Consider the following 24,182-nt stretch of genomic DNA (forward strand, 5'->3'; position numbering starts at 1 on the left):
ACCGACACGCGCGGCATGCGTGAGGAATGGGTCGCGGCGGGGTACAACACCGGCGTGGTGATCGACGTGCGTCTGCGGTCTGCAGACCCGCTGCGGATCGAGGTGCCGGCGACCGCCGATCGTCTGGCACAAATCCGTCGTGGCCTCACCGCCTGGCTCAAGCCCATCGGGGTGCCCGACGACGTGATCGCCGACGTGGTGCTGGCGGTCAACGAAGCGGCCACCAACTGCGTCGAGCACGCCTACCGGGGCAGCGACCGGGGCGTGATCGTCGTCGAGGCGTCCGTCGAGGACAACCGGCTGATGGTGTGCGTCGTCGACCACGGCGCATGGCGGACGCCGAGCTCCGAACCGTCCACCCGCGGGCGGGGGATCCTGATCATGCGGGCGGTCGGCGACGGAGTCGACGTCGACAACTCCGGGCACGGCACCACGGTGCGGATGACGTTCGACGTCACCGAAGGCGGCCGTCAGGAGTTGGGCAGCCGGACCACCTGAACGAAGAACTCGTCGATCTGGCGGACCGCGTTCATGAACTGGTCGAGATCGACCGGCTTGGTGACGTAGGCGTTGGCGTGCAGCTTGTAGCTGCGCAGGATGTCTTCCTCGGCCGACGAGGTGGTCAGCACCACGACCGGGATGTGGCTCAGATCGGCGTCGGACTTGATCTTCTCGAGCAGCTGCCTGCCGTCGTACTTCGGCAGGTTGAGGTCCAGCAGGATCAGGTCCGGGCGCGGCGCGTCGGCGTACTTGCCGCGGCGGTACAGGAAGTCGAGCCCCTCCTCACCGTCGTGGGCAACGTGCAGGGTGTTCTTGATCTTGTTGTGCTCGAACGCTTCTCGGGTGATCAGCTCGTCACCCGGATCGTCCTCGACGAGCAGCACGTCGATCGCGCGGACCTCCGCTGTCATACCGTTGATCCTTCCAGTTCGGCCGCGACCGGTTCGTCGACAGCGGTGGGAATCGTGAAACGGAACCTGGTGCCGTCGGTGTAGGCGGTGTCGATCCAGATGCTGCCGCCGTGATACTCCACGATCTTGCGGCACAGGGCCAACCCGATCCCGGTTCCGGTGTAGGCGTCGCGACCGTGCAACCGCTGGAAGATAACGAACACCTTCTCGGCGAACTCGTCGGGGATGCCGATCCCGTTGTCGGTCACGGTGAACGTCCACGGACCGGCCGGGGCGTCGTCCTCCTCGGCGGCCGGCGACGAGGCACAGTCGATCACGACGCGCGGCGCGGCGTCGGGTTTGCGGAACTTCACCGCGTTGCCGATCAGGTTCTGCCACAGCATCGTCAGCAGGGTGGGGTCGCCCTGCACCGTCGGCAGCGGTTCGCCGGTGCGCACCACCTCGGCGCCGGACTCCTCGATCGAGGTCGACAGGTTGTCGATGGCGCTGTCGAGCACCGACCCGAGGTCGACGTCGGCCTGCACCGAGTGCAGCCGACCCACCCGCGAGAACGTCAGCAGATCGTTGATCAGCACCTGCATCCGCTTGGCGCCGTCGACGGCGAACCGGATGTACTCGGTGCCGCGCTCGTCGAGTTTGTCGCCGTACCGCTTCTCCAGCAGCTGGCAGAACGACGCCACCTTGCGCAGCGGCTCCTGCAGGTCGTGGGATGCGACGTAGGCGAACTGTTCGAGTTCGGCGTTGGACCGTTGCAGCTCCAGCGCCTGATCGGCCAGCTGCGCGCGGGCCGCGCGCGCCGATTCGAGTTCGTCGACGATGCGCTGCCGCATGTCCTCGACGTCGGCGGCGATGGACTGGATGTCGCGCGGTCCGCGCACCGCGATCTTCTCGTCGAAGCTGCCCTCGGTGATCCGGCGGCAGGCGGCGGCCAGCGCGGCCAGCGGCCGGGTCACCGCGCCGCGCACCAGCACCGCGAGGATGATCGCGGCCACGAAGAACGCCGCGACGATACCGATCAGCACACGGTCGCGCCACGCCTGCGTGGTGGCCAGTTCATCGACGGCCTCCTGCCGCGCCGCAGACAGGCCGGCGTTCTGCCGGTCGAACAGCGCGCGCAGCGCGTCGAACTCGGCCTTGCCGCGGTCGGTGGTGGCGGGGTCGGGGACCTGCGGGGACCCCGGGGTCACCGACGCGATCAACGGATCGGCGTAATTCTTGCGCCAGGAGGCAGCGGCCCGTTCGATCGCATCGAGGTCGGCGATCAGGTTCTGCCGGTCGCCGATGCCGTCGCGCACCTGCGCGGCGGCCACGCGTTCGGCTTCCTGCCCCTGAAAGTACGGCTCGAGGAACTGCTCGTCGGCGGCGATCGCGTAACCGCGCAGCGCGGTCTCCTGGTCGCGCAGCGCCGCCTGCAGCTGGTAAGCCGCGATGCGCGCCGGCTGGATGCCGCCGGTCAGCTCCTGAGCCACATGATCGGTGCGGTTGAGCAGCGCCGTGCCGGCGACGGCCCCGGCGAGAACCACCACGCCCATCATCGACAGGACCAGGTTCTGCCACGCCTGGACCGTCAAGCGTGATCTCATCCGGTCGCCGTCCGCTCCACCCGCACGACCGCGATGTCGTCGCTGATCCCGCCGACCGACTGCGCGCGGCGTTCGACGTCGTCGATCAGCGAGCTGACGAACTCGGCACCGGGCAGGTGGGCGTAGGAGCGGGCGACCTCGAGCAGACCTGTCTCGCCCAGCCGTTCGGTGCCGCGGCCCGAGCGTCCCTCGAACAGCCCGTCGGTCAGCAGCACGAGCCCGTGGCCCTCGGGCAGGTCGAAGACGTTGAGCGGCCACTCGTGGCCGTACAGGCCGAGCGCCGGACCCGACGCGGGTTCGATCCACTCCACCGTGTCCGGGCCGTGCAGCAGCATCCCGGGATGGCCGGCGGAGACGACGTTGAAGCTGAGGCTGTCCGGGGACATCGCGACGCTGATCACGGTCGCGAAGATGCTGGACCCGGGCCGCTCGGTGCTCAGGATCCGTTCCATCTGGCGCATACGTTCGTTGCCGCGCAGGCCGGCGAACGTCAGGGCACGCCAGCCGATGCGCAGCGCCACCCCGAGCGCCGCCTCGTCGGGGCCGTGGCCGGCGACGTCGCCGACCATGACGTGCACGGTGCGGTCGGGGGTCTGCACGAAGTCGTAGAAGTCGCCGCCGAGCAGTGCGTGCTGGCGGCTGGGCCGGTACTCGGCGACGATGTCGACACCCGGCGGGTCCAGCAGCAGCGGCGACGGCAGCAGGCCGCGTTCGAGGCGGGCGTTCTCCCTGGCCCGCAGCTCGCTGGCGTGCAGTTCGACCGACGTCAGCTCGGCGCGTTTGCGTTCCACCGCGTAGAGCAGCGCGCGGCGCAGCGTCTCGGGTTCGACGCGTCCCTTGACCAGGTAGTCCTGGGCGCCGGCGGCGACCGCGGAGATGCCGAAGTGTTCGTCGTTGAGGCCGGTCAGCACGACGATCGGCATCGTGATGTCGCGGCGGGCGATCCGGTCGAGCGCCTTGATTCCGTCGGCGTCGGGCAGGTTCAGGTCGAGCAGCACGCAGTCCGGTCGGGTGCTCTCCAGGTGCTGCTCGGCGTCTTCCATCGTCGGCGCCCACACCACATGGATGTCGGCGGCGGCGTCGGCGATCAGCTCCTCGACGAGGATCGCGTCACCGCGGTCGTCTTCGACCAGCAGAACGTTGAATGGGCGCAGCAGACCGCCGCCCCCACCCGCAGCGGTGGGACCCTGGTCATAGAGCGCGCGCATTCGCAACCAATTCTCTCGCTTTGGCCACCGCGGTCGCTTCGACCTCTGCTTTAGTGACGAACTGACAATATCGTCCCGGGACGTTGCGGCACCGGACACCGTGTTTCTGATCGGCAACATTACCGATCGTTCCCGTGCCCAACGGGTATCGGGCAGGGTTGGCCGCACCCCGATTCGAAGTAATGTGGCGGTGGCGGAGGGATTTGAACCCTCGGACGGGGGTTACCCGTCACACGCTTTCGAGGCGTGCTCCTTAGGCCGCTCGGACACGCCACCGTGTGGCAGCTTACCGGGCGGGGCCCGACTACAGAAATCGCTGCCGGGCGAAGAACTCCTCCAGCGGTGCGGCGCACTCGGCGGCCAGCACCCCGCCGCGGACCTCGGCCCGGTGGTTCAAGCGCCGGTCGCGCACCACGTCCCACAGCGAGCCGACCGCGCCGGTCTTGGGCTCCCACGCGCCGAACACCACGCGGGCCACCCGCGCCATCACCAACGCGCCCGCGCACATCGTGCAGGGTTCGACGGTCACGGCCAATGTGGCCCCGGCCAACCGCCAGCCGTCGCCGAGCACCGCGGCGGCGGCCCGGATCGCCAGGATCTCCGCGTGCGCGGTCGGGTCGCCGAGCTCCTCGCGCGCGTTGGCGGCGCGGGCCAGTTCGGTGCCGTCGGCGGCGACGACGACCGCACCGATCGGCACGTCGCGGGGCCCGGCCGCGCGCGCCGCCTCCAGCGCGGCGCGGATCAGCGCCTCATCGGTCATTCGTGGGAACGGTCACCGACCCAGCCGGTCCAGCACCGCGGCCAGCTCGTCGGCGAAACCCATCTCGCGGGCGATGCGGCCGAGCTGCTCGTCGGCGTAGAGGTCGGATTCGTCGAGGATCACGCCGAGGACGGCCTCGGGCAGGCCGATGTCGCTCAGCAGTCCCAGATCACCCTCCTCGAACGGATCGGCGTCTTCGAGTTCGTCGGCCTCGATGTCGGCGTCGAGCTTGTCGAGCGCCTCGGCGGCGATGTCGTAGTCCAGCGCCGCGGTCGCATCCGACAGCAGCAGCCGGGTGCCGGCCGGCGCCGGGCGCACGATCACGAAGAACTCGTCGTCGATGTCGAGCAGCCCGAAGACCGCACCCGCGCTGCGGATCTCCCGGAGCTCGGTTTCGGCGGCCGACAGGCTCTCCAGCGCGGCGCGGCGCAAGGGTGCACAGCGCCACTTGCCGTCCTCGCGGATCACGGCGACGCCGAAGCCGTCGAGGGCATCGGCGGCCTGCTCTTTGGTCGAGGCTCGCTGTGCTCCCATGTCGGCTCACGGTAGTCGCCGACCAGGTACTTGACCAGCCGCCCGGACCCGGGCCGGCACCGGGACTGACGTCGACCGATGTGCCAACCTGGAAGGGTGACGAACACACCGGTCTGCGTGCTCGGGCTCGGCCTCATCGGAGGGTCGTTGATGCGCGCGGCCGCGGCCGCCGGACGCGAGGTGTTCGGCTACAACCGGTCGCTGGAGGCGGTCACCGCCGCGCGGGCCGACGGGTTCGACGCCGACGAGGACCTCGACGCGGTGCTGCGCAGGGCCGCCGACCGCGACGCGCTGATCGTGCTGGCCGTCCCGGTGCCCGCGCTCGCCCAGCTGCTCGGCCACATCCGCGACACCGCACCGGACTGCCCCCTGACCGACGTGACAAGCGTGAAAAGCGCGGTCTCCGAGCAGGTTCGGTCATTCGGGCTGCTCGAGCGGTTCGTCGGCGGCCACCCGATGGCGGGCACCGCGCACTCCGGGTGGTCGGCGGGCGCCGCCGACCTGTTCGTCGGGGCACCGTGGGTGGTCAGCGTCGACGACCACGTCGACCCCGCGGTGTGGGCGCTGGTGATGCGGCTCGCGCTGGACTGCGGCGCCGTCGTCGTGCCGGCCCGTTCCGACGAGCACGACGCGGCCGCGGCGACCATCTCGCACCTGCCGCATCTGCTGGCCGAGGCGCTGGCCACCACCGCGGGCGAGGTGCCGCTGGCGTTCGCGCTGGCCGCCGGCTCGTTCCGCGACGGCACCCGGGTGGCCGGCACCGCGCCCGACCTGGTGCGGGCGATGTGCGAAGCCAACGCCGACCGGCTGGTGCCCGCGCTGGACCGCACCCTGGAACTGCTCGACCAGGCCCGCACGGCGCTGGTGCAGGGCGACCAGTTGACCGAGTTCGTCGAACAGGGCCACGCCGCGCGGACCCGCTACGACAGCTTCGGGCGGCCCGACATCGTCGCCACCGTGATCGGGGCGCAGGGGTGGCGCGAGGAACTGGCCGCCGAAGGCCGGGCCGGCGGGGTGATCAGATCCGCTCTGCCAGTCCCGGATAGTCCAGGATGAACCCGTCGGAGTCGACGGTGATCGTGGTCTCGGCGACAGGCGAGTGCAGCTTGATGCCGTCCTCGGCGCTGCTGTAGCTGATCACCGCGGTCTCCACGGACAGCTCCGGCAGCCGCACGTACACCACCGGGCAGCTGAACGAGTCGGACCGCTCGTAGAGCCCGGTGCGCCGGATCGGCAGCGCGTTGAAGAACGGGCTGAAGATCACGTCGACGTCGAGGGCGCCGTCGAACGCCGCCCGGCTGGTCTCACCGGTGTGCTGCTGCACCAGCCACATGTTCTCTTCGTCGCGGGCGATCGACAGCTGCCGTTCCCGCTCGGCGAGCGTGACGGTCATCGACAGCCGTTTGGTACCGCCGGCCTCGTCGGTGACCAGATCGTAGGAGGCCGAGAACGCCGGGTGCGACGGCGTCGCGGCCGCCACGATCCGGCCGTAGGCCTTGATGCGGTTGCCCGCCACGTGCACGCGCACCGATTCCATCCGCGGGACGTCGTGCGCCCGCCAGGTCAGAATCGCCGGCCATGTTCTCGCGGAGCCACCTGCTTCACTCACCCCTATACCGTATGCGAAGGACCGCTCCGTTCGTAACGCGCTAGCCGGGTGGGATTTCAGGCACCTCAGGGCGGGCCGTGTGACGTTGCGCGCGGCCGGGATTCGCGCGGCCGGGATTCGACGGCGACCTCGTCACCGAGGAACGGCTGCGGCAGGCGGGTGCGGCTGAGCCGGCCGGTGCCCGGCACCGACGCCCACACCGCGAACGCCAGCACGGCGTCGAGCAGCAGCGCCAGCGCCGTCACCATCAGCGCGCCGACCAACGCCACGTGGAACTCGCGGATCTTGATGCCGTCGATGAGGTAGCGGCCCAGCCCGCCCAGGCTCGCGTAGGCGGCCACCGTCGCGGTCGCCACGATCTGCAGCACCGCGGTGCGCAGCCCGCCCAGGATCAGCGGCAGCGCGATCGGCGTCTCCACCCGCAGCAGGATGCGCCGCTCGGTCATACCCATCGAGCGGGCCGCGTCGACGACAGCGGGGTCGACGTTGGCGATACCGGCGTAGGTGCCGGCCAGCAGCGGCGGGATGCCCAGCAGCATCAGCGCCACGGTCGGACCCACCAGACCCAGCCCCCACAGCAGCACGCCGAGCAGCAGCACGCCGAGGGTGGGCAGGGCGCGCAGGGCGTTGACCCCGGTGACGACGAGGAAGGTGCCGCGGCCGGTGTGCCCGATCAGCATGCCGATCGGGACCGCGACCAGCGCGGAGAACACCACGGCGAGCAGGGTGTAGTGCAGGTGCTCGAGGATGCGGGCGGTCAGGCCTGCGGGTCCACCCCAGTTGTCGGCGGTGAAGATGAACGTCAGCGCCTGCTGGAGAAAGTTCATCGGGCTCATCCGGTGACCACCTTGCGGGCTGCGGACGGTCGGCCCGTCCTGGTCCACGGGGTCAGCGCCCGGCCGGCCAGCATGATCAGCGTGTCGATGACGATCGCCAGCACGAAGATCGCGATGATGCCGGCGACGATCTGGTCACTCTTGTTGGCCTGGTAGCCCTCGGTGAACCAGGTGCCCAGACCGCCGATGCCGATCACCGAACCGACCGACACCATCGAGATGTTGGTCACCGCGACCACGCGCAGGCTGGCGATGAGGACCGGGACCGCCAGCGGCAGTTCGACTTTCAGCATCCGGGTCAGCGGCCGGTAGCCGACCGCGGTGGCGGCGTCGAGCACCGTCGGCGACACCGCGTCCAGCGCCTCGGGCACCGCGCGCACCAGCAGCGCGACGGTGTAGATGGTCAGCGCGACGATCACGTTGGCCTCGTCGAGAATGCGGGTCGGGATGATCAGCGGCAGCACCACGAACAGCGCCAGCGACGGGATGGTGAACAGGATGCTGGCGGTGACCGTCGTGAGCCGTCGGGCGGTGGTGGTGCGCTGCACCAGCGCGCCCAGCGGGACGGCGATCAGCAGACCCAGCACGATCGGGATCAGCGACAGCCGCAGGTGGATCAGCGTCAGCGCCCACAGGTCGTCGAGGTGGGTGAACAGGTAGCGCACGGCTCAGCCCAACTCCGGAACCCGGCGCTGGCGCTCGAGCGCGGCGAGCACGTCCTCGGCGCGCACCCCGCCGGACAACCGCCCGTCTTCGTCGACCGCGACGCCCAGGCCGCTCGGCGAGGACAGTGCGGCGTCCAGCGCGTTGCGCAGCGTGCCGTCCGGGCGGAATAGCGATCCGCCGCCGATCGTGCTGTCGTAGAGGGTGCCGCCCTTGCGGTGCACGTCGACCCCGTCGGCGTTGATCCACGCGAACGGTCTGGCGTCCCTGGTCACCAACCGCCAGTCGCCGGAATCCAATTGCAGTGCGTCGACTTCTTTTTCGTCGACGCTTCTGACTTCGTGCAGCGGCAGCCCGGTGGCGTGGAAGAACTGCAGGCCGCGGTATCCGCGGTCGGCGCCGACGAATCCGGCCACCATCTCGTTGGCCGGATTCGACAGCACGAACGACGGTTCGGCGTACTGCTGCAGCACACCGCCGGGGCCGAACACCGCGACCCTGTCGCCCAGCTTGACCGCCTCGTCGATGTCGTGGGTGACGAACACGATGGTCTTGCGCAGTTCGCCCTGCAGGCGCACGATCTCGGCCTGCAGTTCCTCACGCACGACGGGGTCGACCGCGCTGAACGGTTCGTCCATCAGCAGGATCGGCGGGTCGGCGGCCAGGGCGCGGGCCACCCCGACGCGCTGCTGCTGCCCACCGGACAGCTGCGCCGGGTAGCGGTTGGCCAGCTTGGGGTCCAGGCCCACCCGCTCCATCACGTCGAGCGCGGATTTGCGTGCGCGTCGGCGGGATTCACCGCGCAGCACCGGTACGGTGGCGACGTTGTCGACGACCCGCAGGTGCGGCATCAGGCCCGCGCTCTGGATGACGTAGCCGATACCGAGGCGCAGCTTGACCGGGTCGACGGTGGAGATGTCGTTGCCGTCGACGGTCAACGTGCCCGAGGTCGGTTCGATCATCCGGTTGATCATCCGCATCGAGGTGGTCTTACCGCAGCCCGACGGGCCGACGAACACGGTCAGCGTGCCCTGCGGCACCTCGAGGGTGAGGTCGTCGACCGCCACCGTGCCGTCGGGGTACCGCTTGGTGACGTTCTCGAACGTGATCACTTCTGTCCCATCGGTTTGTCGAAACCGTTGTCGGTGATCCACTTTCGGGCGGCTTCGTCGGGGTCGACACCCTGGTTTCCCTCGACCGAGGTGTTGAGTTCGATCAGCGCCTCGGTGGTCATCTTCGCGCTGACCGCGTCGAGCACGGTCTTGAGCGGGGTGGACATCTTCTGCGACGCCACCAGCGGGACGACGTTGGCGGCCAGGAACACGTTCTTCGGGTCCTCGAGCACCACCAGGCGGCTCTGCTCGATCGCCGGCGAGGTGCTGAAGACGTTGGCGGCGGTGATCGCACCGCTGTTGAGCGCCTGCACGGTCGCGGGCCCGCCGCCGTCGCTGATCGCGACGAAGTTCGCCGGTGCGATGTCGAGACCGTACTTGTCCTTGAGGCCGACCAGACCGGTGACACGGGTCTGAAACTCCGACGGCCCACCGACTTTCACCTCCGCCGAGTGCTCGGCGAGGTCGGCGATGGTCTTGAGGTTCCACTTCTGCGCGGTCGCCTCGCTGACGGCCAGGGTGTCCTTGTCCTCGGCGGGCGACGGGAACAGGATCGACAGGTCGCCGGGCAGCGCCTTGAGCAACGCGATCAGCACGTCGTCCGGTGTCGTCGCCGTGGCCTCGGGGTCGAAGTACTGCAGCAGGTTGCCGGTGTACTCGGGGATCAGGTCGATGGAGTGGTCCTGCACCGCCGGGATGTAGGTTTCGCGGCTGCCGATGCCGAACTGGCGGCGCACGGTGAAGTCGTTGGCCTCCAGCGCCTGGGCGTAGATCTCCGCGACGATCTTGGACTCGGTGAAGTCCGCGGACCCGACCGCGATGGTCTTCAGGTCGCCGGAGATCTCCCCGCCGCCGAGCGGGTTGGAGCTGCCGCAGCCTGCGGCGACGAGGACGATGAGGGAGACCAGCGCCGCGACGGAAAAGGCGGGCCGACCTCGCGGCGGCCTCGCCAAGGGGGGCGTCATGAACTCGACAGTATCGAGATCGCCGCTGCTCCGCGCGCCTTTGTCGCGCGACGAGTGTGGGCCGGGAATGCCAAACTGGTTTCTTCGCAGCCGGGAACGGCAAAGATGGGGGCTATGAGTACCGATCCGTACGGGCCGTCGGCGCGCAACGAGCCGGAGCCGTTTGATCCGCCGAATCCGGGGCCCCCGGTCCCGCCGAGCGACGCCGAGCTCGCCGACCGCGACCCGTCGGCCGCCAAGGATGTGCACTTCACCCGGGCCGCCGCGCTGTGGTCGGCGGTGATCGCCGGCTTCCTGGTCCTGGTGATCCTTTTGATATTCATCGCGCAGAACACCGAGTCCGCCCAGTTCGCGTTCCTGGGGTGGCGGTGGGATCTGCCGCTGGGGGTGGCGATCCTGTTCGCCGCGGTGGGCGGCGGGCTGATCACCGCGCTGGCCGGGGCCGCGCGGATCTTCCAGCTGCGCCGCGCCGCGAAGAAGAACTACAAAGCCGCGATGCGTTAGTTGAGCTCGGCCAGCCCGGCGGCGATCAGCGGGGCGACCGCGTCGTCGACCTTGTCGATGTCGTCGGACACGCCGCCGCCGACCCGGCCGCGGTAGGCGATGCCGGCGGCGATGATCGCCAGCTTGAAGTACGCCAGCGCCATGTAGAAGTCCCAGTGGTCCAGCGGATGCCCGGCCGCGACCGAATAGCGTTGTGCGAGTTCGTCAGCCGTCGGGATCATCGGTGACGCCCACGCCGCATCCGAGTGCACGAGGTTGAACATGGGGTGGCGGTAGACGCACATCAGCGCGGCGTCGCTGACCGGGTCGCCGAGCGTCGACATCTCCCAGTCCAGCACCGCGAGCACCTTGGTGGGGTCGGTGGCGTCGAGCATGGTGTTGTCGATCCGGTAGTCGCCGTGCACGATCGCGCTGCGGCTCTGCGCCGGAATCTTTTCGGCCAGCGCCGAATGCAGACGTTTGACGTCGTCGTCGCGTTCGTCCCCGTCGCGGCGGACCAGCTCCCACTGCCCGCCCCACCGTCGTACCTGCCGTTCGAGGTAGCCGGTCGGCTTGCCGAAGTCGCCGAGCCCGACCTCCTCGGGGTCGACCGAGTGCAGGTCGGCGAGCACCTTGATCAGCGCGTCGACGCAGGCGCTCACCGCCGCCTGATCGCCGATCGCCTCGAGTTCGGGGGTGTGCCGGATGACCCGGCCGGGCACGTACTCGACCATCTGGAACGGGGCGCCGAGCACGGAGTCGTCGTTGCGCATGGTGACCGCGCGGGCGACCGGTACCGCGGTGTCCTTGAGGGCGGCCACCACCCGGTACTCGCGGGCCATGTCGTGCGCCGACGGGGTCAGCCCGTGCAGCGGCGGTCTGCGCAGCACCCACTTGGACGCGTCGTCGAACACCAGGAACGTCAGGTTGGAGCGGCCGCCGGAGATCAGCTCGGCGCGCAGGTCACCGTCGCGGGGGATGCCCTCGGAACGCAGGTGACGGTCAAGGGCGTCGAGGTCGAGCCCGTCGAGCGAGATTGTCACCGCACTTGTCTACCACTGCTGATTTCTGGGCAGCAGGTCCCATACGTGCTCGGTGGAGTTGATGCCGGCGACGAAGAAGGTGTTGCGCGACGACGACCACAGCACGCGGGTGACGCCCGCGTAGTCGACCTGCGCGCACAGCAGCCGCTCGGTGCCCATCACCTTGTGCACGACCGCGTTGATCACCCCGCCGTGACTGAACAGCGCGACGGTGTCCTCGCGGCCTGCGCTACGGACGATGTCGTCGACGCCGGCCTGCACCCGTTCGACGAACGCGTCCGCGTCGACGTTGCCGGGCAGGTCGCCGTTGGCCAGCCGCTGCATGTCCTCGTTGGAGATCTGCTCGACCGGGGTGTAGTGCGACAGGTCGCGGTCGTACTCGGCGAGGCGGTCGTCGATGTCGATGGGCAGGCCGAGCGCGTCGGCGACCGGTTGGGCGGTCTGGATCGCGCGCTTCTGCGGGCTGCTGACCAGCCGCGTGATCGGGTAGCGGGCCAGCGCGTCGGGCAGCCGTTTGGCCTGTTCGATGCCGTCCTCGGACAGGTCGGGATCCGAGCCCTGGCCGGGTTCGCTGCGGAGCGGCAACGCGTGACGAATGATGAGCAACTGCACCGTGCCACCATATGGCCCATGAGTTCATTCGCGGGCACGCTGTTCGACCTCACGGACCGGGTGGTGCTGGTCACCGGCGGCAGTCGCGGGCTGGGCCGCGAGATGGCTTTCGCGGCGGCGCGTTGCGGCGCCGACGTCGTGATCGCCAGCCGCAAGTACGAAACCTGTGTGGCCACCGCCGAGGAGATCACCGCCGAGACCGGCCGCGCGGCGATGCCGTACGGGGTGCACGTGGGCCGCTGGGATGAGCTCGACGGGCTGGTCGACGCCGCGTACGACCGCTTCGGCAAGGTCGACGTGCTGATCAACAACGCGGGCATGTCGCCACTGTACGAGTCGCTGACCTCGGTGTCGGAGAAGCTGTTCGACTCGGTGATGAACCTGAACTTCAAGGGGCCGTTCCGGTTGTCGGCGCTCGTCGGGGAGCGGATGGTGGCCGACGGCGGCGGGTCGATCATCAACGTCAGCACGAGCGGGTCGCGGCGACCGGACGCGCACATGCTGCCGTATGCGGCGTCCAAGGCCGGGCTCAACGCGTTGACCGAGGGGTTCGCGTTGGCGTTCGGGCCGACGGTGCGGGTGAACACGCTGATGCCGGGGCCGTTTCTGACCGATGTGAGCAAGGCGTGGGACATGGAGGCGACGGTCGCGGGGGTGCAGCACTTCGCGCTCAAGCGGTTGGGCAACCCGCCGGAGATCGTCGGGGCGGCGCTGTATCTGATGTCGGACGCGTCGAGCTACACGTCGGGTTCGATAATCCGGGTCGACGGCGGCATGCCATAGCTCTCTTTATCTTTCTGCGCCGAACGTGGGTTACCCGCACATATTTCGGCCTCGAAGCGTGCATCGACCCCACACTCGGCGGAGGTGTGGTTACGGCGTGATGATGTTGAAGCCGGAATCGGGGCGGTCGATCACCGCCAGAATCGCCTGCGGCGCCTCGGCGTCGCCGCTGATGTCTAGGCCCGGTGAGGTCTGGTCGCCCGCGGCGAGCGCCATCAGGCGCATCCGGTTCGCCAGCCGAACGGTGGCGTGCGCCGACGCCGGATCCGCGGCGGCCTTGCGGTGGATCAGCACGCCGTTGCGCAGCGTCAGCCGGTAGTTGGCTGCCGTGTCGGAGAACGTGATGTCGACCGCGATGTCGAGATCCCATGCGCGCGGGCCGTTCACGTTGATGGCCAACGCGTCGAACATCTGCTCCGGCGTCAGCTGCGCGAGGATCGTCGGCGACGCGCTCTGAGTCGGGGTGCCGAAGCTGCCGTCGCGCAGTTCGGTCGCACCGGAGAGGAAGAAGTTGCGCCACACGCCGTTCTCGGCTCCGTAGGCGAGCTGTTCTAGCGTGTCGGCGTACAGGTCGCGAGCCGGGCCGTGCTGCTCGTCGGTGAAGATGACGTGATCTAGAAGTGTTGCTGCCCAACGATAATCACCGCCGTCGAAGGCGGCGCGAGCCAGTTCGACGACGCGGTCCGGCCCGCCCATCGCCTCGACGTATCGCGGGCCGATCGCCTCCGGCGGATGCGCCCACAGCCGGCCGGGGTTGCCGTCGAACCAGCCCATGTAGCGCTGGTAGACGGCCTTGACGTTGTGGCTGACCGAACCGTAGTAGCCGTGGGTGTGCCACGCCTTCTGAAGCGCCGGCGGCATCGCGAAATCCTCGGCGATCTCGATTCCGGTGTACCCCTGGTTGAGTTGACGCAACGTCTGGTCATGCAGGTAGGCATACAGATCCCGTTGCAGCGAAAGGTATTCGATGATTCGCTCCCGGCCCCACGTCGGCCAGTGGTGGGAGGCGAAGACGACGTCGGCGCGGTCGGCGAAGCGCTCGATCGCCTCGGTCAGATACCCCGCCCAGCCGTGCGGGTCGCGCACCAGCGCACCGCGCAGCGTCAGCAGGTTGTGCAGGTTGTGGGTGGCGTTCTCGGCCATGCACAGCGCGCGGAACTTCGGGAAGTAGAAGTGCATCTCGGCGGGCGCCTCGGTGCCGGGCGCCATCTGGAACTCGATCTCGACGCCGTCGACGGTGTGCGTCTCGCCGGTTCGCCGGATGTCGACCGTCGGCACGATCAGCGCCACCTCGCCCGTCGACCCGACCTGGCCGAGACCGCAACCGACCTGCCCCTGCGGGCCGCGGGCCAGCGCCGCGCCGTACATGTAACCGGCCCGCCGGGCCATCGCGGTGCCTGCGTACACGTTCTCCTGCACCGCGTGTTCGGCGAAGTGTTCGGGCGCGATCACCGCGACCCGCCCGGCGTCGACTTCGGACTGGCTCGTGACACCCAGAACACCGCCGAAATGGTCGACGTGGCTGTGGGTGTAGATCACCGCGACGACGGGGCGGTCACCGCGGTGCGCCCGGTACAACCCCAACGCGGCCGCCGCGGTCTCGGTGGAGATCAACGGGTCGATGACGATCACGCCGGTGTCGCCCTCGACGAACGTGATGTTCGACAGGTCCAGACCGCGCACCTGATAGATGCCTTGGACGACCTCGTAGAGGCCCTGTTTCGCGCACAGCTGCGACTGCCGCCACAGGCTGGGATGCACGGACGTCGGCGCATCGGCGGCCAGGAACGAGTAGGCATCGTTGTCCCAGACCACCCGGCCGTCGCCGGCGGTGACCACACAGGGCTCGAGGGCGGCGATGAACCCGCGGTCGGCGTCGTCGAAGTCCGCGGTGTCGTCGAACGGCAGTGCAGCGAGGTGACTGCGGTGGGCGGACTCGATGACGGCGGCGGGCGGCTTCTGCGGCATACCGCCACGATATTCATCTGGGCGTCAACGCACTCCGGTATTGCTTCAACGACTTTGGCGGTCAACGAGAATATTCGGGATACTCCATGACGCGCGCTGCGGTGGTCGACGCCTCGACGCCGTATGACTTCTCAATCGATGCCAGCGCATCGTCGAGCGTCCGCATGGGCGTCGTTCCTTCCGGGAGGGTGACCACGTCGACCAATGCCGGATCGTCCGAGGCTCGGTCGGGCAAGATCGTCATACCGCGACGCGTCTGCACCGGCATTCGCCGTCGCGACACGGCATGGGCACGCGTACGTCCGTTGTGGCTGTAGGCGTCGGCGACGAGCGCGAAAGCGATCTCGTCGGTTCCCGAGCCCACCACGATGCCAACAGCGTCCAAGGTCGCGGGCCGCGGAATCGAATCGAGTGTAGGCCCGCGGCGGAATGAGTCACTGTCATGGACCGGTCCCCAATCGCGGACGCCCATGCTCTCGGCAACCAAATCGGCCCGAGAGGCGCCTGCGATTGCGGCGATCAATGCGATCGAGACAGGCATCGCTGCGCTGATACCCGAACTCGAGACGATAGGTCCATCAGCGATGTACCGGACGTTGTTACGCCAATGGACATTCGGGAACTCTGCGCGGCGCCTCGTCTCACTGGCCCAATGCGCCGTGGCGTGCCTGCCGTCCATCAACCCGGTTGCGGCAACCGTCAAAGCGCCGTTGCAGATGCTCAGTATCGAGCTGCCCTTCTCCGCTTGCGCCCTGATCCAAGCAATGGCGGCCGGGTCGTCGGTCGGCTGCAACGCAGGCACGATGAGGTAATCGGCTCCATCGGGGTGCTGCTTGTCGAATTGATTGACGGTCAGATGGGTTCGCGTCTGCACCCCCGGCCCCATCGAGACAGGTCCTGGCTGCGTCGACACGGTGATGATCTCCGCGACGTCGGCAGCGCTGAGCACGCCGAACGGCACAGCGAAGTCGGCCAACTCCGTTCCACTGTTCGCCGCGAGAACACCGATCACGGGCCGCGTCTGATGGTCGAATCTGGGCGTCCATTTCGCAATGCTCGACGGCGTCACGTCACCAGAGCTGGAATCCGAAAGCTGGCCTCGGTCACCGCAAGCCGCGACGAGGATTCCCAACGATCCAAGAGAAAAGCCTTTGATTGCCGTCCGACGGTCCATCGCCGTGAAACTACTACCACATGTAGTAGTCCGTCAATGGTCAACGCGTGCCCGGTTACCCTGCGCGCATCTCCGCGGCGATGCAGCTTATCTCGTCGGCGCCATGCCCGGCGGCGACCGCGGCGTCGACGTAGCCCGAAAATGCCTCCAGCACACCGGTGTCGACGTCGGCGTCACGTGACGCGGCGATCAGGTGCCGCACCGAGGCAGCCACCGAGGACACCGGCGCACTGGCGTCGTCATGCCGGTTCTCCTCGATACGCCGGCCAGCGAACCTTCGTCCGCAAACGGCGTCGGCGCCGGTAAAATGCTGAGCCGCCCGCTCGGGGGTGGGTTCTGGTCAGCGTCGCAACACCGACGGAGCACTGGTGTATCCGGCGGCCGACTGCCGCAGCTGCCAGATCTGCGCCGGGCACAGCTCGTTGACCGCCTGGTTGATCAAGTAGGCGCCCTGGTAGTAGTCGGCGGTCCGGAAGTCGGCCTTCACCTGGTCGACGAGTCGCGCATAGCTCATCTTCGCGGCGACCCGGTCGCAGATCGTCCTGCCGTAGCCGATCGCGGCCTCGGCGTTCGGAAAGTTGTAGCCCGGCCGGACATGAACGTTGACCAGATACGCCACGGTGTCGGCGCCGGCCTGCGGGGCGACCGCCACGAGGGCGGCGGCAGCCGTTGCGAGTGCCACGAACACGCGCTTCATGAACGAAGAGCCTATTCCGTGTTCACGCCGAAGGCGTCGGCGAAGCTGGTGTTGCCCATGCTCTCCCTCTGGCTGGCGTCCACCGCCGCTAGGAGGCGAGAGTTTTCGATGACGATCATCTCCACGTCGCGCCCGTCGTCGGCATAGTGGCGATGCCAGATCCACGGCGGCGTATACACGAAGCTGCCCGCGCTCCACCGCACGCGTTGATCGCCAATTTCCGACCAGCCCGAGCCATGTTGCACGAAGTGAATCGACTCATGTACGTGTCGATGAAGGTCGCTAGCCTCCCCCGCGGGGATCTTCTGCAGAAAAATTTCAATAGAGCTGGCGGGTATTCGCAGGAGCAACCCAATCTGCGATGGGCTTGCAGTTTCGATCCAGTGCGCCTCGGCGGAGCTGACGACGAGGTGCTCCTCCCCCACGTGCTGGCTGTCGCGACCTCCTGCTCGCGCCATGCTCTTGGCGAATTCATCTAACTCGTCACGGGATAGAGTCATTCAACGGCCTCCTTCGGGTATTCCTTCGCTCAGTCAGCAGAGTTCTCGGCCTGCCATGAAAGGTGACCCTTGGTGGACAAGGGTCCAACGGGACTCTGAGTTTGGCCATCATTGATTATCTCGCCGGGCCGATAGATTCGTTGCGATGACCACAGAGGCGTGTAGGGGTCAATGCAGGGAACGCACCCGTCACTATTCCTCCGCTTTGATTCATTGGGGCTTGCCGTACACCGCCTTCCTTCAACGTGAGCACCGAACCGACGATGTCGTCCTGCATGTCCTGAACAACGGCGGATGCCCGTTCGAGGGTGGCAACAATCGTCGAAGCGGCGAAGTAGCCGGGTAATTCATCGGGTTGACTCGGTTCCCCTCCGCTGAATTTCGTTCCCTCGGTGCTGGCGATGTTCCGGCACACTCTTTCAGGCTGAGCGTGGGAAACCAGCGGTCCGGCCTGGGCACCGATTTTGCGGGGATTTGCGACGACGATCATGCTGACCTTGGTCCTAGAGCTAGCCGTTGCGTCATGAAACTTGTAGACGTGCAGGAGGATTCGCTGCATGCTCTAAAGATCTGCCCGTCGGTGATCACCGAGGCCGCCAGCGCTGCCGATAGCGCCGCCAAGGTCAGCATTGACGAAGATCAGCGACGCGTCCATCACACGAGAGTGCCATGCGCATCCGCTCCTCGAGCGCGGCAATGCTGAGCCCGAACGTGTGCAAGACCCGCAGCTGGCCGCCACCGGTGTGGTCGATGTCAAACACGGCATAGTCGGTGTACACCCGATTGACGCATCGAAGTCCGGTCAGTGGATAGCTGCACGAAGGAACCAGTTTGGCGGTTCCGTCCTTTGCGAACAGGGTCATCATGACCAATACGCTCTTCGCGCCGATAGCAAGATCCATCGCGCCGCCGACGGCGGGTATGGCGTCAGGCGCCCCGGTGTGCCAGTTGGCGAGATCCCCGCGCTCGCTGACCTGAAACGCGCCGAGGACACAGACATCGAGATGACCGCCGCGCATCATGGCGAAGGAGTCGGCGTGGTGGAAGTAGGATGCCCCAGGGGTTTCGGTAACCGGGATCTTGCCGGCGTTCGTCAGATCCGGATCGATTGCGTCGCCGATCGCCTCCCCACCCATCCCGAGCATCCCGTTCTCGGTGTGCAACACGACCCCCGCGGCGGGGTCCAGGAAGTCAGCGACCATGGTGGGCTGCCCGATGCCGAGGTTGACGTACGAACCCGCGGGGATGTCGCGGGCGATCATCGCGGCGATCTCCCGACGGTCGAGCGGGCCCCGGTCGAGGTGCTCGACACAGGCGCGGGTCGATGCGTCGACTGTTCTCGTCACGAGGCTGCCTCCGTGGACGTCTCGGGAATTGCGGACAGGTCGAGGACGCGGTCGACGTAGATGCCGGGCGTGACGACCGTCTCGGGGTCGATCTGCCCGGTGTCGACGACGCGGGAGACCTCGACGACAGTAAGCAATGCCGCGGTCGCCATCACCGGGCCGAAGTTTCGCGCGGTCTTGCGGTACAACAGGTTTCCGACCTGGTCCGCTACGTGCGCCCCGATGAGCGCCACATCTCCGAAGATCGGGTACTCCAGCACGTAGTCGCGGCCGTCGATGGTGCGGATCTCCTTGCCCTCGACCAGTGGCGTGCCAACCCCCGTCGGGCAGAAGAATGCGCCGATGCCGGCCCCCGCCGCCCTGATCCGTTCGGCCAGGTTGCCCTGAGGGACCACCTCGAGGTCGACCTTGCCCGCCCGGTAGAGCGCGTCGAACACGTACGAATCGGCCTGTCGGGGGAAGGAGCAGATGACCTTGGTGACCCGGCCCGCCGCCAGCAGCGCGGCCAGGCCGGTGTCGCCGTTGCCTGCGTTGTTGCTGACGATGGTGAGGTCGGCGGCACCCTGTCGAATCAGCGCATCGATGAGCGTGGTGGGCATGCCCGCCATGCCGAACCCCCCGACGAGAACCGTTGCACCGTGGTCGATTCCAGCGACGGCATCCTCGGCACGGTCGCAGACAACGGTGCGACTCATGACGGCGCACCTGGGTGCTCGTCAAACTCCGGCAAGACCTCGGCGGCGATGCGGAAGGCGGAGTTGGCGTCGGGAACTCCGCAGTAGATCGCGGTCTGCAAGAGCAGCTCTTTGATCTCGTCGTTGCTCAGACCGTTCCGGCGGGCCGCCCGCAGGTGCATCGCCAGTTCCTCGTGGTGACCGCGCGCGACCAGCGCCGTCAGCGTGATCATCGAGCGGCTGCGGAAGTCGAGACCCGGGCGGGTCCAGATGCTGCCCCAGGCATACTGCGTAATCATGTGCTGGAAGTCGGCGGTCAGGTCGGTGGTACCGGCCACTGCCCGGTCGACGTGCGCATGGCCCAGCACCTCCCGCCGTACCGCCATTCCTGCACGGTGCACGTCTTCGAGGGACTTGCTCGGGGGCTGCGGAACACCGACGATCTCTGCGATGAGGCCGGCCACGCGCTCCGGCGCTTCGGCGGGGGCCAGGTGTCCGACGCCTTCGAGCACCACCAGGTCCCCGTCCTTTACGTCGGAGGCGATGCGCCGCAACGATTCCGGCGGCGTGGGGCTGTCAGCGCTACCCGCAACGGCCAGGACCGGAGTGACGATCTCGGACAACCTATCGGTTACATCAAACACTGCTAACGCTTCGCATACCTGCGCATAGGACTCCGCATCGGTGTGACTCAGGGCATCCAGCAGCGCCGAGGCGGTCCCCGGCTCGCGGTCGACAAAGCCCGGCGCGAACCAGCGCTCGGCCGCGCCGGTCAGCATCGTGTCGACACCGCCGGCGCGGACGGTAGCGGCACGTGCGAGCCAGCCGTCCGGGGTGCCGATGGCGGCGCCGGTGCACAGCAGGGTCGCCGAACTGACCCGTTGCGGAGCATCGAGCAGCAGCTGCAGACCGACGCAACCACCCACCGAATCACCGGCGTAGTGGAATGTCTCCACGTTAAGGTCGCCCGCGATCACCAACACCGCTGCTGCGAGGTCGGCGATGGTGAACGGGTGGGCCCGACGGCCGCGGCCGTGACCGGGAAGGTCCCATCCGACTACGCGCACATGATCGACCAGTCGTTGCGCCACGCCTGTCCACAGGGTGGCCGTCGTTGTCCCCAGCGACGGGCCCAGCAAAAGTAGCGGCCCGTCGTCGGGTCCGCCGAGGTGGATGGCGGTGAGAGGCGGATTGCTCATGGCGCGCCCTTGACGAAGCGGCAAGCCCGGCCGAGTGTCGAGTCGATCAGCCGATCCGCGGCGCCGGTGTAGCCGGGTAACGCTGCACGACCTGTCAGCTCGGTCATCGAGCGCTGTTCGGAAAGCAGGCTTTCGGCGGCGGCCAGATTGGCCGCGGCGCGCGGCGGGTCGACACGGAGGCCGGACAGGAGGTCGGATGTGTGCGCGGCGGCGACGACGGTGTGGCGGGCCAGTGTCCGCAGGGTTGCCCATTCTGTGTGCCAGGCGCCGTCGGAGCGTTCGTCGACGGTCGCGCCTGCGGCGGTGTGCAGGATGCTACCAAGGGGTCCGGCGGTGAGCGCGGCGCGGCGGATCAGCACCGAGCGGACCGGGTTGTTCTTGTGCGGCAGCGTCGACGAGCCGCCACCATGCCCCTCGGCCAGCTCGCCGATCTCGGGCCTACAGCCCGTCGTGACGTCGGTGGCGATGTGGCCCCAGGCGTCGCAGCAGCTCACCAGCGCGTCGCCGATCCGGGTGACCTGCCACCGGGTGGTATGCCAGGGTGGGGTGGGCGCCAATCGCAGCGTGGCGGCCAAGCCGTCACTGAGAGCGATGGCACCCTCGACGGATCCGGCCAATTCGGTTGCGGCTGCGAGCGATCCCACCGCGCCACCGACCTGCACCGGCAACGACGCTATCAGCCCCGCTATGGGCTCGGCGGCGTCGAGTACACCGGTCAGCCAGCGGGCGAACTTGGCGCCGAGGGTGCTCGGCAGTGCGGCCTGGGTCAGCGTGCGGGCGAGTGCCGAAGTGTCACGGTGAGTTTCGGCCAGTTCGGTCAGCGCCCGTACCTGGATGGCGAACTCGTCGCCGATGCGGATCAAGACGTCACGCGTGCAGAGCATCAGTGCGGTGTCGACGACGTCCTGACTGGTCAGCCCGCGGTGCAGCCAGCGGGCCGTTGGTTCCGCCGAGCGTTCACGCAACATCAGCACCAGGGCGGAGACGGGATTGCCGTCCGCGCCAGCACGCCGGGCGATCGTCGCGGCGTCACCGTCGGCGAGCAGGATGGTCAGGTCCGCGCGCGCCTGCCGGGGCGCGATGCCCGCGTCGACGAGTCCATCCAGCCAGGCTTGTTCCACCGCGACCATCGCGGACAGGAATGCGCCGTCGCTCATCAGGTCGCCCGCGAGATCGTCGCCCGGCCAGAACAGATCGATCATCGTTGGTGGCCCGGGTAACGCAAGAAGACCGTCTCGGGCTTGTCCGGGGTGCCCTGCAGTTGGATGTCGAAGCGTAGACCGGTTCGGTCGCGGGTGGCGATGAGCGTGTCACGACGCTCGGGCGTAAGCGTGTTCAGCAGCGAATCGTTCTCCAATTGCTTGCCGGGAATGTAGGCGCGGGTGAACAACCGGTTCAGCAGTCCCCTGGCGAACACGGTGATCGAGATGAACGGCGCGGCAACGGGTTCGCTGACGCCGGGGATGACGGTGGTAAAGGTGTACCGCCCCGCTTCATCGGTAGTGGCACGACCCCACCCGGTGAAGGTCCAGCCGTCTCGGTGCAGGGAGCCGCTGGCGTTCGGGATGCTGCCGTCGGCGTCGGCCTGCCAGATCTCCAGCAGCGCGTCGGGTAACCCTCGGCCGTCGGCGTCTGCGACGACGCCGTGCAACTGAACAGCGTTCGGCGAACCGGGCGGCACCAACTCGTTACACCTGTCGAAGGGCAGTGCATAGCCGAAGAACGGTCCGACGGTTTGGCCAGGGGTGGCCGGCAGCAGCGTGGACATCAGCGGTGGGCTCCGCGGCCGAGGTTCTCGATTGGGGTGCGCGCCGACCCGGTCAGGACGACGTCCCATCGGTAGCCGGTAGCCCATTCGTGGGTGCTGAGTTCGTGATCGTAGCTGGCCACCAGCCGGCTGCGCGCCTTCTGATCCGGGATCGCCTGGAAGATCGGATCAAGGCAGAGGAGCGGGTCACCCGGGAAGTACATCTGGGTGACCATTCGCTGCGTGAATTCCGTGCCGAAGAGCGAGAAGTGGATGTGTGCGGGCCGCCACGCGTTGCGGTGGTTCTTCCACGGATACGGCCCCGGCTTGATCGTGGTGAACCGGTAGATGCCGTCCTCGTCGGTCAGACAGCGGCCGGCGCCGGTGAAGTTGGGGTCGATTGGGGACGGGTGCTGATCCCCCTTGTGGATGTAACGTCCGCCGGCGTTGGCCTGCCAAATCTCGACGAGCTGGCGCCGCACCGGCCGCCCTGCGCCGTCGACGACCCTGCCGGTCACCACCAGTCGTTCGCCGATGGGTTCACCCGAGTGCTGGACGGTGAGGTCGGCCTCCAGCGGGTGAACGTCGCGTTCGGAGAAGCACGGCGTCCATAGCTCGACCCCTTCCGGGTCGGCGTGGTGAAGGTCCTTTGTCGGATGCCGTAGCAGGCTGCTCCGGTAAGGCGGATAACTCAGGCGCGGCTGCGTCTCCTCGACCCCTGCACGCTGGTAGGCGGACTCGATCGCACCGATCTCCGCGCTGATCTCCGACTGGCTCGCTACGGCGCCGTCGGGATTGCTGTCGATCGACGTTGTCACGGCGCCTACGGTACCGACGACGTTGAGATTAGCGAACGGTAGAATTTCACTGAGCGGAAAGGCCATCCACAATTGGCAGGGAACACTTCGACGCCGGGAACCACTGTCACCTCGCGTTTGCTGAACATTCTCGGCGCCTTCGACGAGGGGCATAACAACCTGACGCTGTCCGAGTTGGCCCGCCGGGCCGGACTGCCGATTGCCACCACACACCGCCTTGCGGCCGAGTTGGTCGCCGGCTCGGCATTGCAGCGCCGCGCCGACGGTCAGTACGTGGTGGGCAGGCTGATCTGGAACGCGGGATTGCTGGCGCCGGTGGAAGGCCAATTGCGCCAGGTGGCTGAACCGTTCTTGCATGACGTATACGCGGCGACCCTTGCCACCGTGCACCTGGCCGTGCGCGATGGCGACGAGGTGCTGTACCTGGAACGGATGATGGGCCGGACATCCGTCCCGATTGTCAGCGCCGTCGGCAGCAGGCTGCCGATGCACTGCACCGGCGTTGGCAAGGTGCTGCTGGCCCACGCGCCGGAGGACGTTAAAGACCGAGTGTTCGCCACCTTGACTCGCATCACGCCGTACACCATCGTGTCGCCGACCGTGCTGTCTTCGCAGATGCAGCGCATCCATCGTGAAGGAGTGGCCACCACGAGCGAGGAGATGTCGCTGGGTGCATGTTCGCTGGCGGTGCCGGTCATCCGCCAGACCGACGACGCCGTAGTCGCCGCGATCGCCGTGGTGGTACCGACGCTGAAGCGCGATCGTCAGCGGCTTCTCGGCGCCCTGCAGGTCGCCGCGCACGGCATTGGGCGACTGCTATGACCCGTCAGGCGCCGTCGTAGCCGTCGCTCTGTGGGACAGAATCTCTCGAACGGGCAAGCTTTGGCGGCGGCCGCAACCTAGGTCGGAGTGCCACACGTTAGGCGCGAACCGGAGTCCGCGCAGCGCTTACCGGAT

The 24,182-nt window shown here is 67.9% G+C and carries 28 protein-coding genes, 1 tRNA gene and 1 pseudogene; 5 read left to right on the forward strand and 25 right to left on the reverse strand.

Translation table 11 applies throughout. The features are described from left to right. Positions 1-15 precede the first annotated feature (15 nt). The gene (locus BHQ18_RS26610) at positions 16-498 is read left to right on the forward strand and encodes an ATP-binding protein (RefSeq protein ID WP_109789425.1); all 483 of its coding nucleotides are present in this window, start codon (positions 16-18) and stop codon (positions 496-498) included. Here BHQ18_RS26610 and BHQ18_RS26615 read toward each other — a convergent pair. The 6 genes from BHQ18_RS26615 to BHQ18_RS26640 all read right to left on the reverse strand — a co-directional run bounded on the left by BHQ18_RS26615 (position 471) and on the right by BHQ18_RS26640 (position 4,996). Then, on the reverse strand, positions 471-911 hold the full coding sequence (locus BHQ18_RS26615) for a response regulator (protein WP_069416659.1): 441 nt from the start codon (positions 909-911) through the stop codon (positions 471-473). The genes BHQ18_RS26610 and BHQ18_RS26615 overlap by 28 nt on opposite strands. Continuing rightward, the gene (locus BHQ18_RS26620) at positions 908-2,494 is read right to left on the reverse strand and encodes a sensor histidine kinase (RefSeq protein WP_069416660.1); all 1,587 of its coding nucleotides are present in this window, start codon (positions 2,492-2,494) and stop codon (positions 908-910) included. The genes BHQ18_RS26615 and BHQ18_RS26620 overlap by 4 nt, the downstream gene beginning before the upstream one ends. Further along, positions 2,491-3,702, reverse strand: coding sequence for a PP2C family protein-serine/threonine phosphatase (locus tag BHQ18_RS26625; RefSeq protein ID WP_084294409.1), 1,212 nt, complete (start codon positions 3,700-3,702; stop codon positions 2,491-2,493). Before BHQ18_RS26625 ends, BHQ18_RS26620 begins: the two co-directional genes overlap by 4 nt. A gap of 185 nt (positions 3,703-3,887) precedes the next feature. Next, positions 3,888-3,978 (reverse strand) — tRNA-Ser (locus BHQ18_RS26630). 28 nt (positions 3,979-4,006) lie between these two features. After that, positions 4,007-4,462, reverse strand: coding sequence for a nucleoside deaminase (locus BHQ18_RS26635; protein WP_069416661.1), 456 nt, complete (start codon positions 4,460-4,462; stop codon positions 4,007-4,009). A 12-nt stretch (positions 4,463-4,474) separates the two neighbouring features. Then, positions 4,475-4,996 carry a tRNA adenosine deaminase-associated protein gene (locus BHQ18_RS26640; RefSeq protein WP_069416662.1) on the reverse strand — a complete coding sequence of 174 codons (522 nt, stop codon included), beginning with the start codon at positions 4,994-4,996 and terminating at the stop codon, positions 4,475-4,477. A gap of 78 nt (positions 4,997-5,074) precedes the next feature. Between BHQ18_RS26640 and BHQ18_RS26645 the strand changes: the two genes are divergently transcribed. Next, entirely contained in the window at positions 5,075-6,052 is a 978-nt protein-coding gene (locus BHQ18_RS26645) for a prephenate dehydrogenase (protein ID WP_069416663.1), read from the forward strand. On the opposite strand, the gene BHQ18_RS26650 is transcribed toward BHQ18_RS26645, so the two are convergent. From BHQ18_RS26650 to BHQ18_RS26670, 5 genes are all read right to left on the reverse strand, one after another. Next, positions 6,015-6,605, reverse strand: a complete 591-nt coding sequence (locus tag BHQ18_RS26650; protein ID WP_069416664.1) for a putative glycolipid-binding domain-containing protein — start codon at positions 6,603-6,605, stop codon at positions 6,015-6,017. The two genes, BHQ18_RS26645 and BHQ18_RS26650, sit on opposite strands and share 38 nt — an antisense overlap. Before the next feature lie 65 nt (positions 6,606-6,670). Continuing rightward, a complete protein-coding gene (locus BHQ18_RS26655) occupies positions 6,671-7,432 on the reverse strand; it encodes an ABC transporter permease (RefSeq protein ID WP_069416688.1) in 762 nt (253 codons plus the stop codon). Positions 7,433-7,437: 5 nt separating this feature from the next. Next, positions 7,438-8,106: an ABC transporter permease gene (locus BHQ18_RS26660; RefSeq protein WP_069416665.1), complete on the reverse strand. Its 669-nt coding sequence runs from the start codon at positions 8,104-8,106 to the stop codon at positions 7,438-7,440. Positions 8,107-8,109: 3 nt separating this feature from the next. Continuing rightward, entirely contained in the window at positions 8,110-9,216 is a 1,107-nt protein-coding gene (locus BHQ18_RS26665; RefSeq protein ID WP_069416666.1) for an ABC transporter ATP-binding protein, read from the reverse strand. Continuing rightward, positions 9,213-10,181, reverse strand: a complete 969-nt coding sequence (locus BHQ18_RS26670; RefSeq protein ID WP_069416667.1) for an ABC transporter substrate-binding protein — start codon at positions 10,179-10,181, stop codon at positions 9,213-9,215. The genes BHQ18_RS26665 and BHQ18_RS26670 overlap by 4 nt, the downstream gene beginning before the upstream one ends. 114 nt (positions 10,182-10,295) lie before the next feature. Here BHQ18_RS26670 and BHQ18_RS26675 point away from each other — a divergent pair, with 114 nt between their 5' ends. Then, complete coding sequence (locus tag BHQ18_RS26675) at positions 10,296-10,685, forward strand: LapA family protein (protein WP_069416668.1); 390 nt, start codon at positions 10,296-10,298, stop codon at positions 10,683-10,685. Here BHQ18_RS26675 and BHQ18_RS26680 read toward each other — a convergent pair. Together BHQ18_RS26680 and BHQ18_RS26685 are read right to left on the reverse strand one after the other, a co-directional pair. Beyond that, positions 10,682-11,707, reverse strand: a complete 1,026-nt coding sequence (locus tag BHQ18_RS26680) for a phosphotransferase family protein (RefSeq protein WP_069416669.1) — start codon at positions 11,705-11,707, stop codon at positions 10,682-10,684. The two genes, BHQ18_RS26675 and BHQ18_RS26680, sit on opposite strands and share 4 nt — an antisense overlap. A 9-nt stretch (positions 11,708-11,716) precedes the next feature. Then, positions 11,717-12,319, reverse strand: coding sequence for a histidine phosphatase family protein (locus BHQ18_RS26685; protein WP_069416670.1), 603 nt, complete (start codon positions 12,317-12,319; stop codon positions 11,717-11,719). Positions 12,320-12,337: 18 nt separating this feature from the next. Between BHQ18_RS26685 and BHQ18_RS26690 the strand changes: the two genes are divergently transcribed. After that, the gene (locus BHQ18_RS26690; RefSeq protein ID WP_069416671.1) at positions 12,338-13,102 is read left to right on the forward strand and encodes an SDR family NAD(P)-dependent oxidoreductase; all 765 of its coding nucleotides are present in this window, start codon (positions 12,338-12,340) and stop codon (positions 13,100-13,102) included. A 90-nt stretch (positions 13,103-13,192) separates the two neighbouring features. Here the strand turns inward: BHQ18_RS26690 and BHQ18_RS26695 are convergent, their stop codons facing one another. From BHQ18_RS26695 to pcaH, 12 genes and pseudogenes are all read right to left on the reverse strand, one after another. Further along, entirely contained in the window at positions 13,193-15,070 is a 1,878-nt protein-coding gene (locus BHQ18_RS26695) for an alkyl/aryl-sulfatase (protein WP_069416672.1), read from the reverse strand. Between the two features lie 61 nt (positions 15,071-15,131). After that, the gene (locus BHQ18_RS26700) at positions 15,132-16,244 is read right to left on the reverse strand and encodes a DJ-1/PfpI family protein (RefSeq protein WP_084294411.1); all 1,113 of its coding nucleotides are present in this window, start codon (positions 16,242-16,244) and stop codon (positions 15,132-15,134) included. Positions 16,245-16,299: 55 nt separating this feature from the next. Beyond that, positions 16,300-16,506: pseudogene (locus BHQ18_RS29340) on the reverse strand (imine reductase family protein); the annotation flags it as partial. 78 nt (positions 16,507-16,584) lie between these two features. Then, on the reverse strand, positions 16,585-16,941 hold the full coding sequence (locus BHQ18_RS26705; RefSeq protein WP_069416674.1) for a DUF732 domain-containing protein: 357 nt from the start codon (positions 16,939-16,941) through the stop codon (positions 16,585-16,587). Between the two features lie 11 nt (positions 16,942-16,952). Next, a complete protein-coding gene (locus BHQ18_RS26710; RefSeq protein WP_069416675.1) occupies positions 16,953-17,441 on the reverse strand; it encodes a cupin domain-containing protein in 489 nt (162 codons plus the stop codon). Positions 17,442-17,556: 115 nt separating this feature from the next. Further along, entirely contained in the window at positions 17,557-18,000 is a 444-nt protein-coding gene (locus tag BHQ18_RS29345; protein ID WP_234794330.1) for an aldehyde dehydrogenase family protein, read from the reverse strand. A gap of 64 nt (positions 18,001-18,064) precedes the next feature. Beyond that, positions 18,065-18,787: a 3-oxoacid CoA-transferase subunit B gene (locus tag BHQ18_RS26715; protein WP_011559105.1), complete on the reverse strand. Its 723-nt coding sequence runs from the start codon at positions 18,785-18,787 to the stop codon at positions 18,065-18,067. Further along, positions 18,784-19,482, reverse strand: coding sequence for a 3-oxoacid CoA-transferase subunit A (locus tag BHQ18_RS26720; RefSeq protein WP_011559104.1), 699 nt, complete (start codon positions 19,480-19,482; stop codon positions 18,784-18,786). Before BHQ18_RS26720 ends, BHQ18_RS26715 begins: the two co-directional genes overlap by 4 nt. Next, on the reverse strand, positions 19,479-20,660 hold the full coding sequence (gene pcaDC / locus BHQ18_RS26725; protein WP_013470389.1) for a bifunctional 3-oxoadipate enol-lactonase/4-carboxymuconolactone decarboxylase PcaDC: 1,182 nt from the start codon (positions 20,658-20,660) through the stop codon (positions 19,479-19,481). Before pcaDC ends, BHQ18_RS26720 begins: the two co-directional genes overlap by 4 nt. After that, positions 20,657-21,862 (reverse strand): lyase family protein, encoded by a 1,206-nt coding sequence (locus tag BHQ18_RS26730; RefSeq protein ID WP_069416676.1) that lies wholly within the window; start codon positions 21,860-21,862, stop codon positions 20,657-20,659. The genes pcaDC and BHQ18_RS26730 overlap by 4 nt, the downstream gene beginning before the upstream one ends. Further along, complete coding sequence (gene pcaG, locus BHQ18_RS26735; protein ID WP_011559101.1) at positions 21,859-22,428, reverse strand: protocatechuate 3,4-dioxygenase subunit alpha; 570 nt, start codon at positions 22,426-22,428, stop codon at positions 21,859-21,861. Before pcaG ends, BHQ18_RS26730 begins: the two co-directional genes overlap by 4 nt. After that, on the reverse strand, positions 22,428-23,225 hold the full coding sequence (pcaH, locus tag BHQ18_RS26740; protein WP_011855201.1) for a protocatechuate 3,4-dioxygenase subunit beta: 798 nt from the start codon (positions 23,223-23,225) through the stop codon (positions 22,428-22,430). The genes pcaG and pcaH overlap by 1 nt, the downstream gene beginning before the upstream one ends. A 72-nt stretch (positions 23,226-23,297) precedes the next feature. Between pcaH and BHQ18_RS26745 the strand changes: the two genes are divergently transcribed. After that, entirely contained in the window at positions 23,298-24,047 is a 750-nt protein-coding gene (locus BHQ18_RS26745; RefSeq protein ID WP_069416677.1) for an IclR family transcriptional regulator, read from the forward strand. Positions 24,048-24,182 lie beyond the last annotated feature (135 nt).

Source organism: Mycolicibacterium flavescens, assembly GCF_001722335.1.
Classification (GTDB): domain Bacteria; phylum Actinomycetota; class Actinomycetes; order Mycobacteriales; family Mycobacteriaceae; genus Mycobacterium; species Mycobacterium flavescens.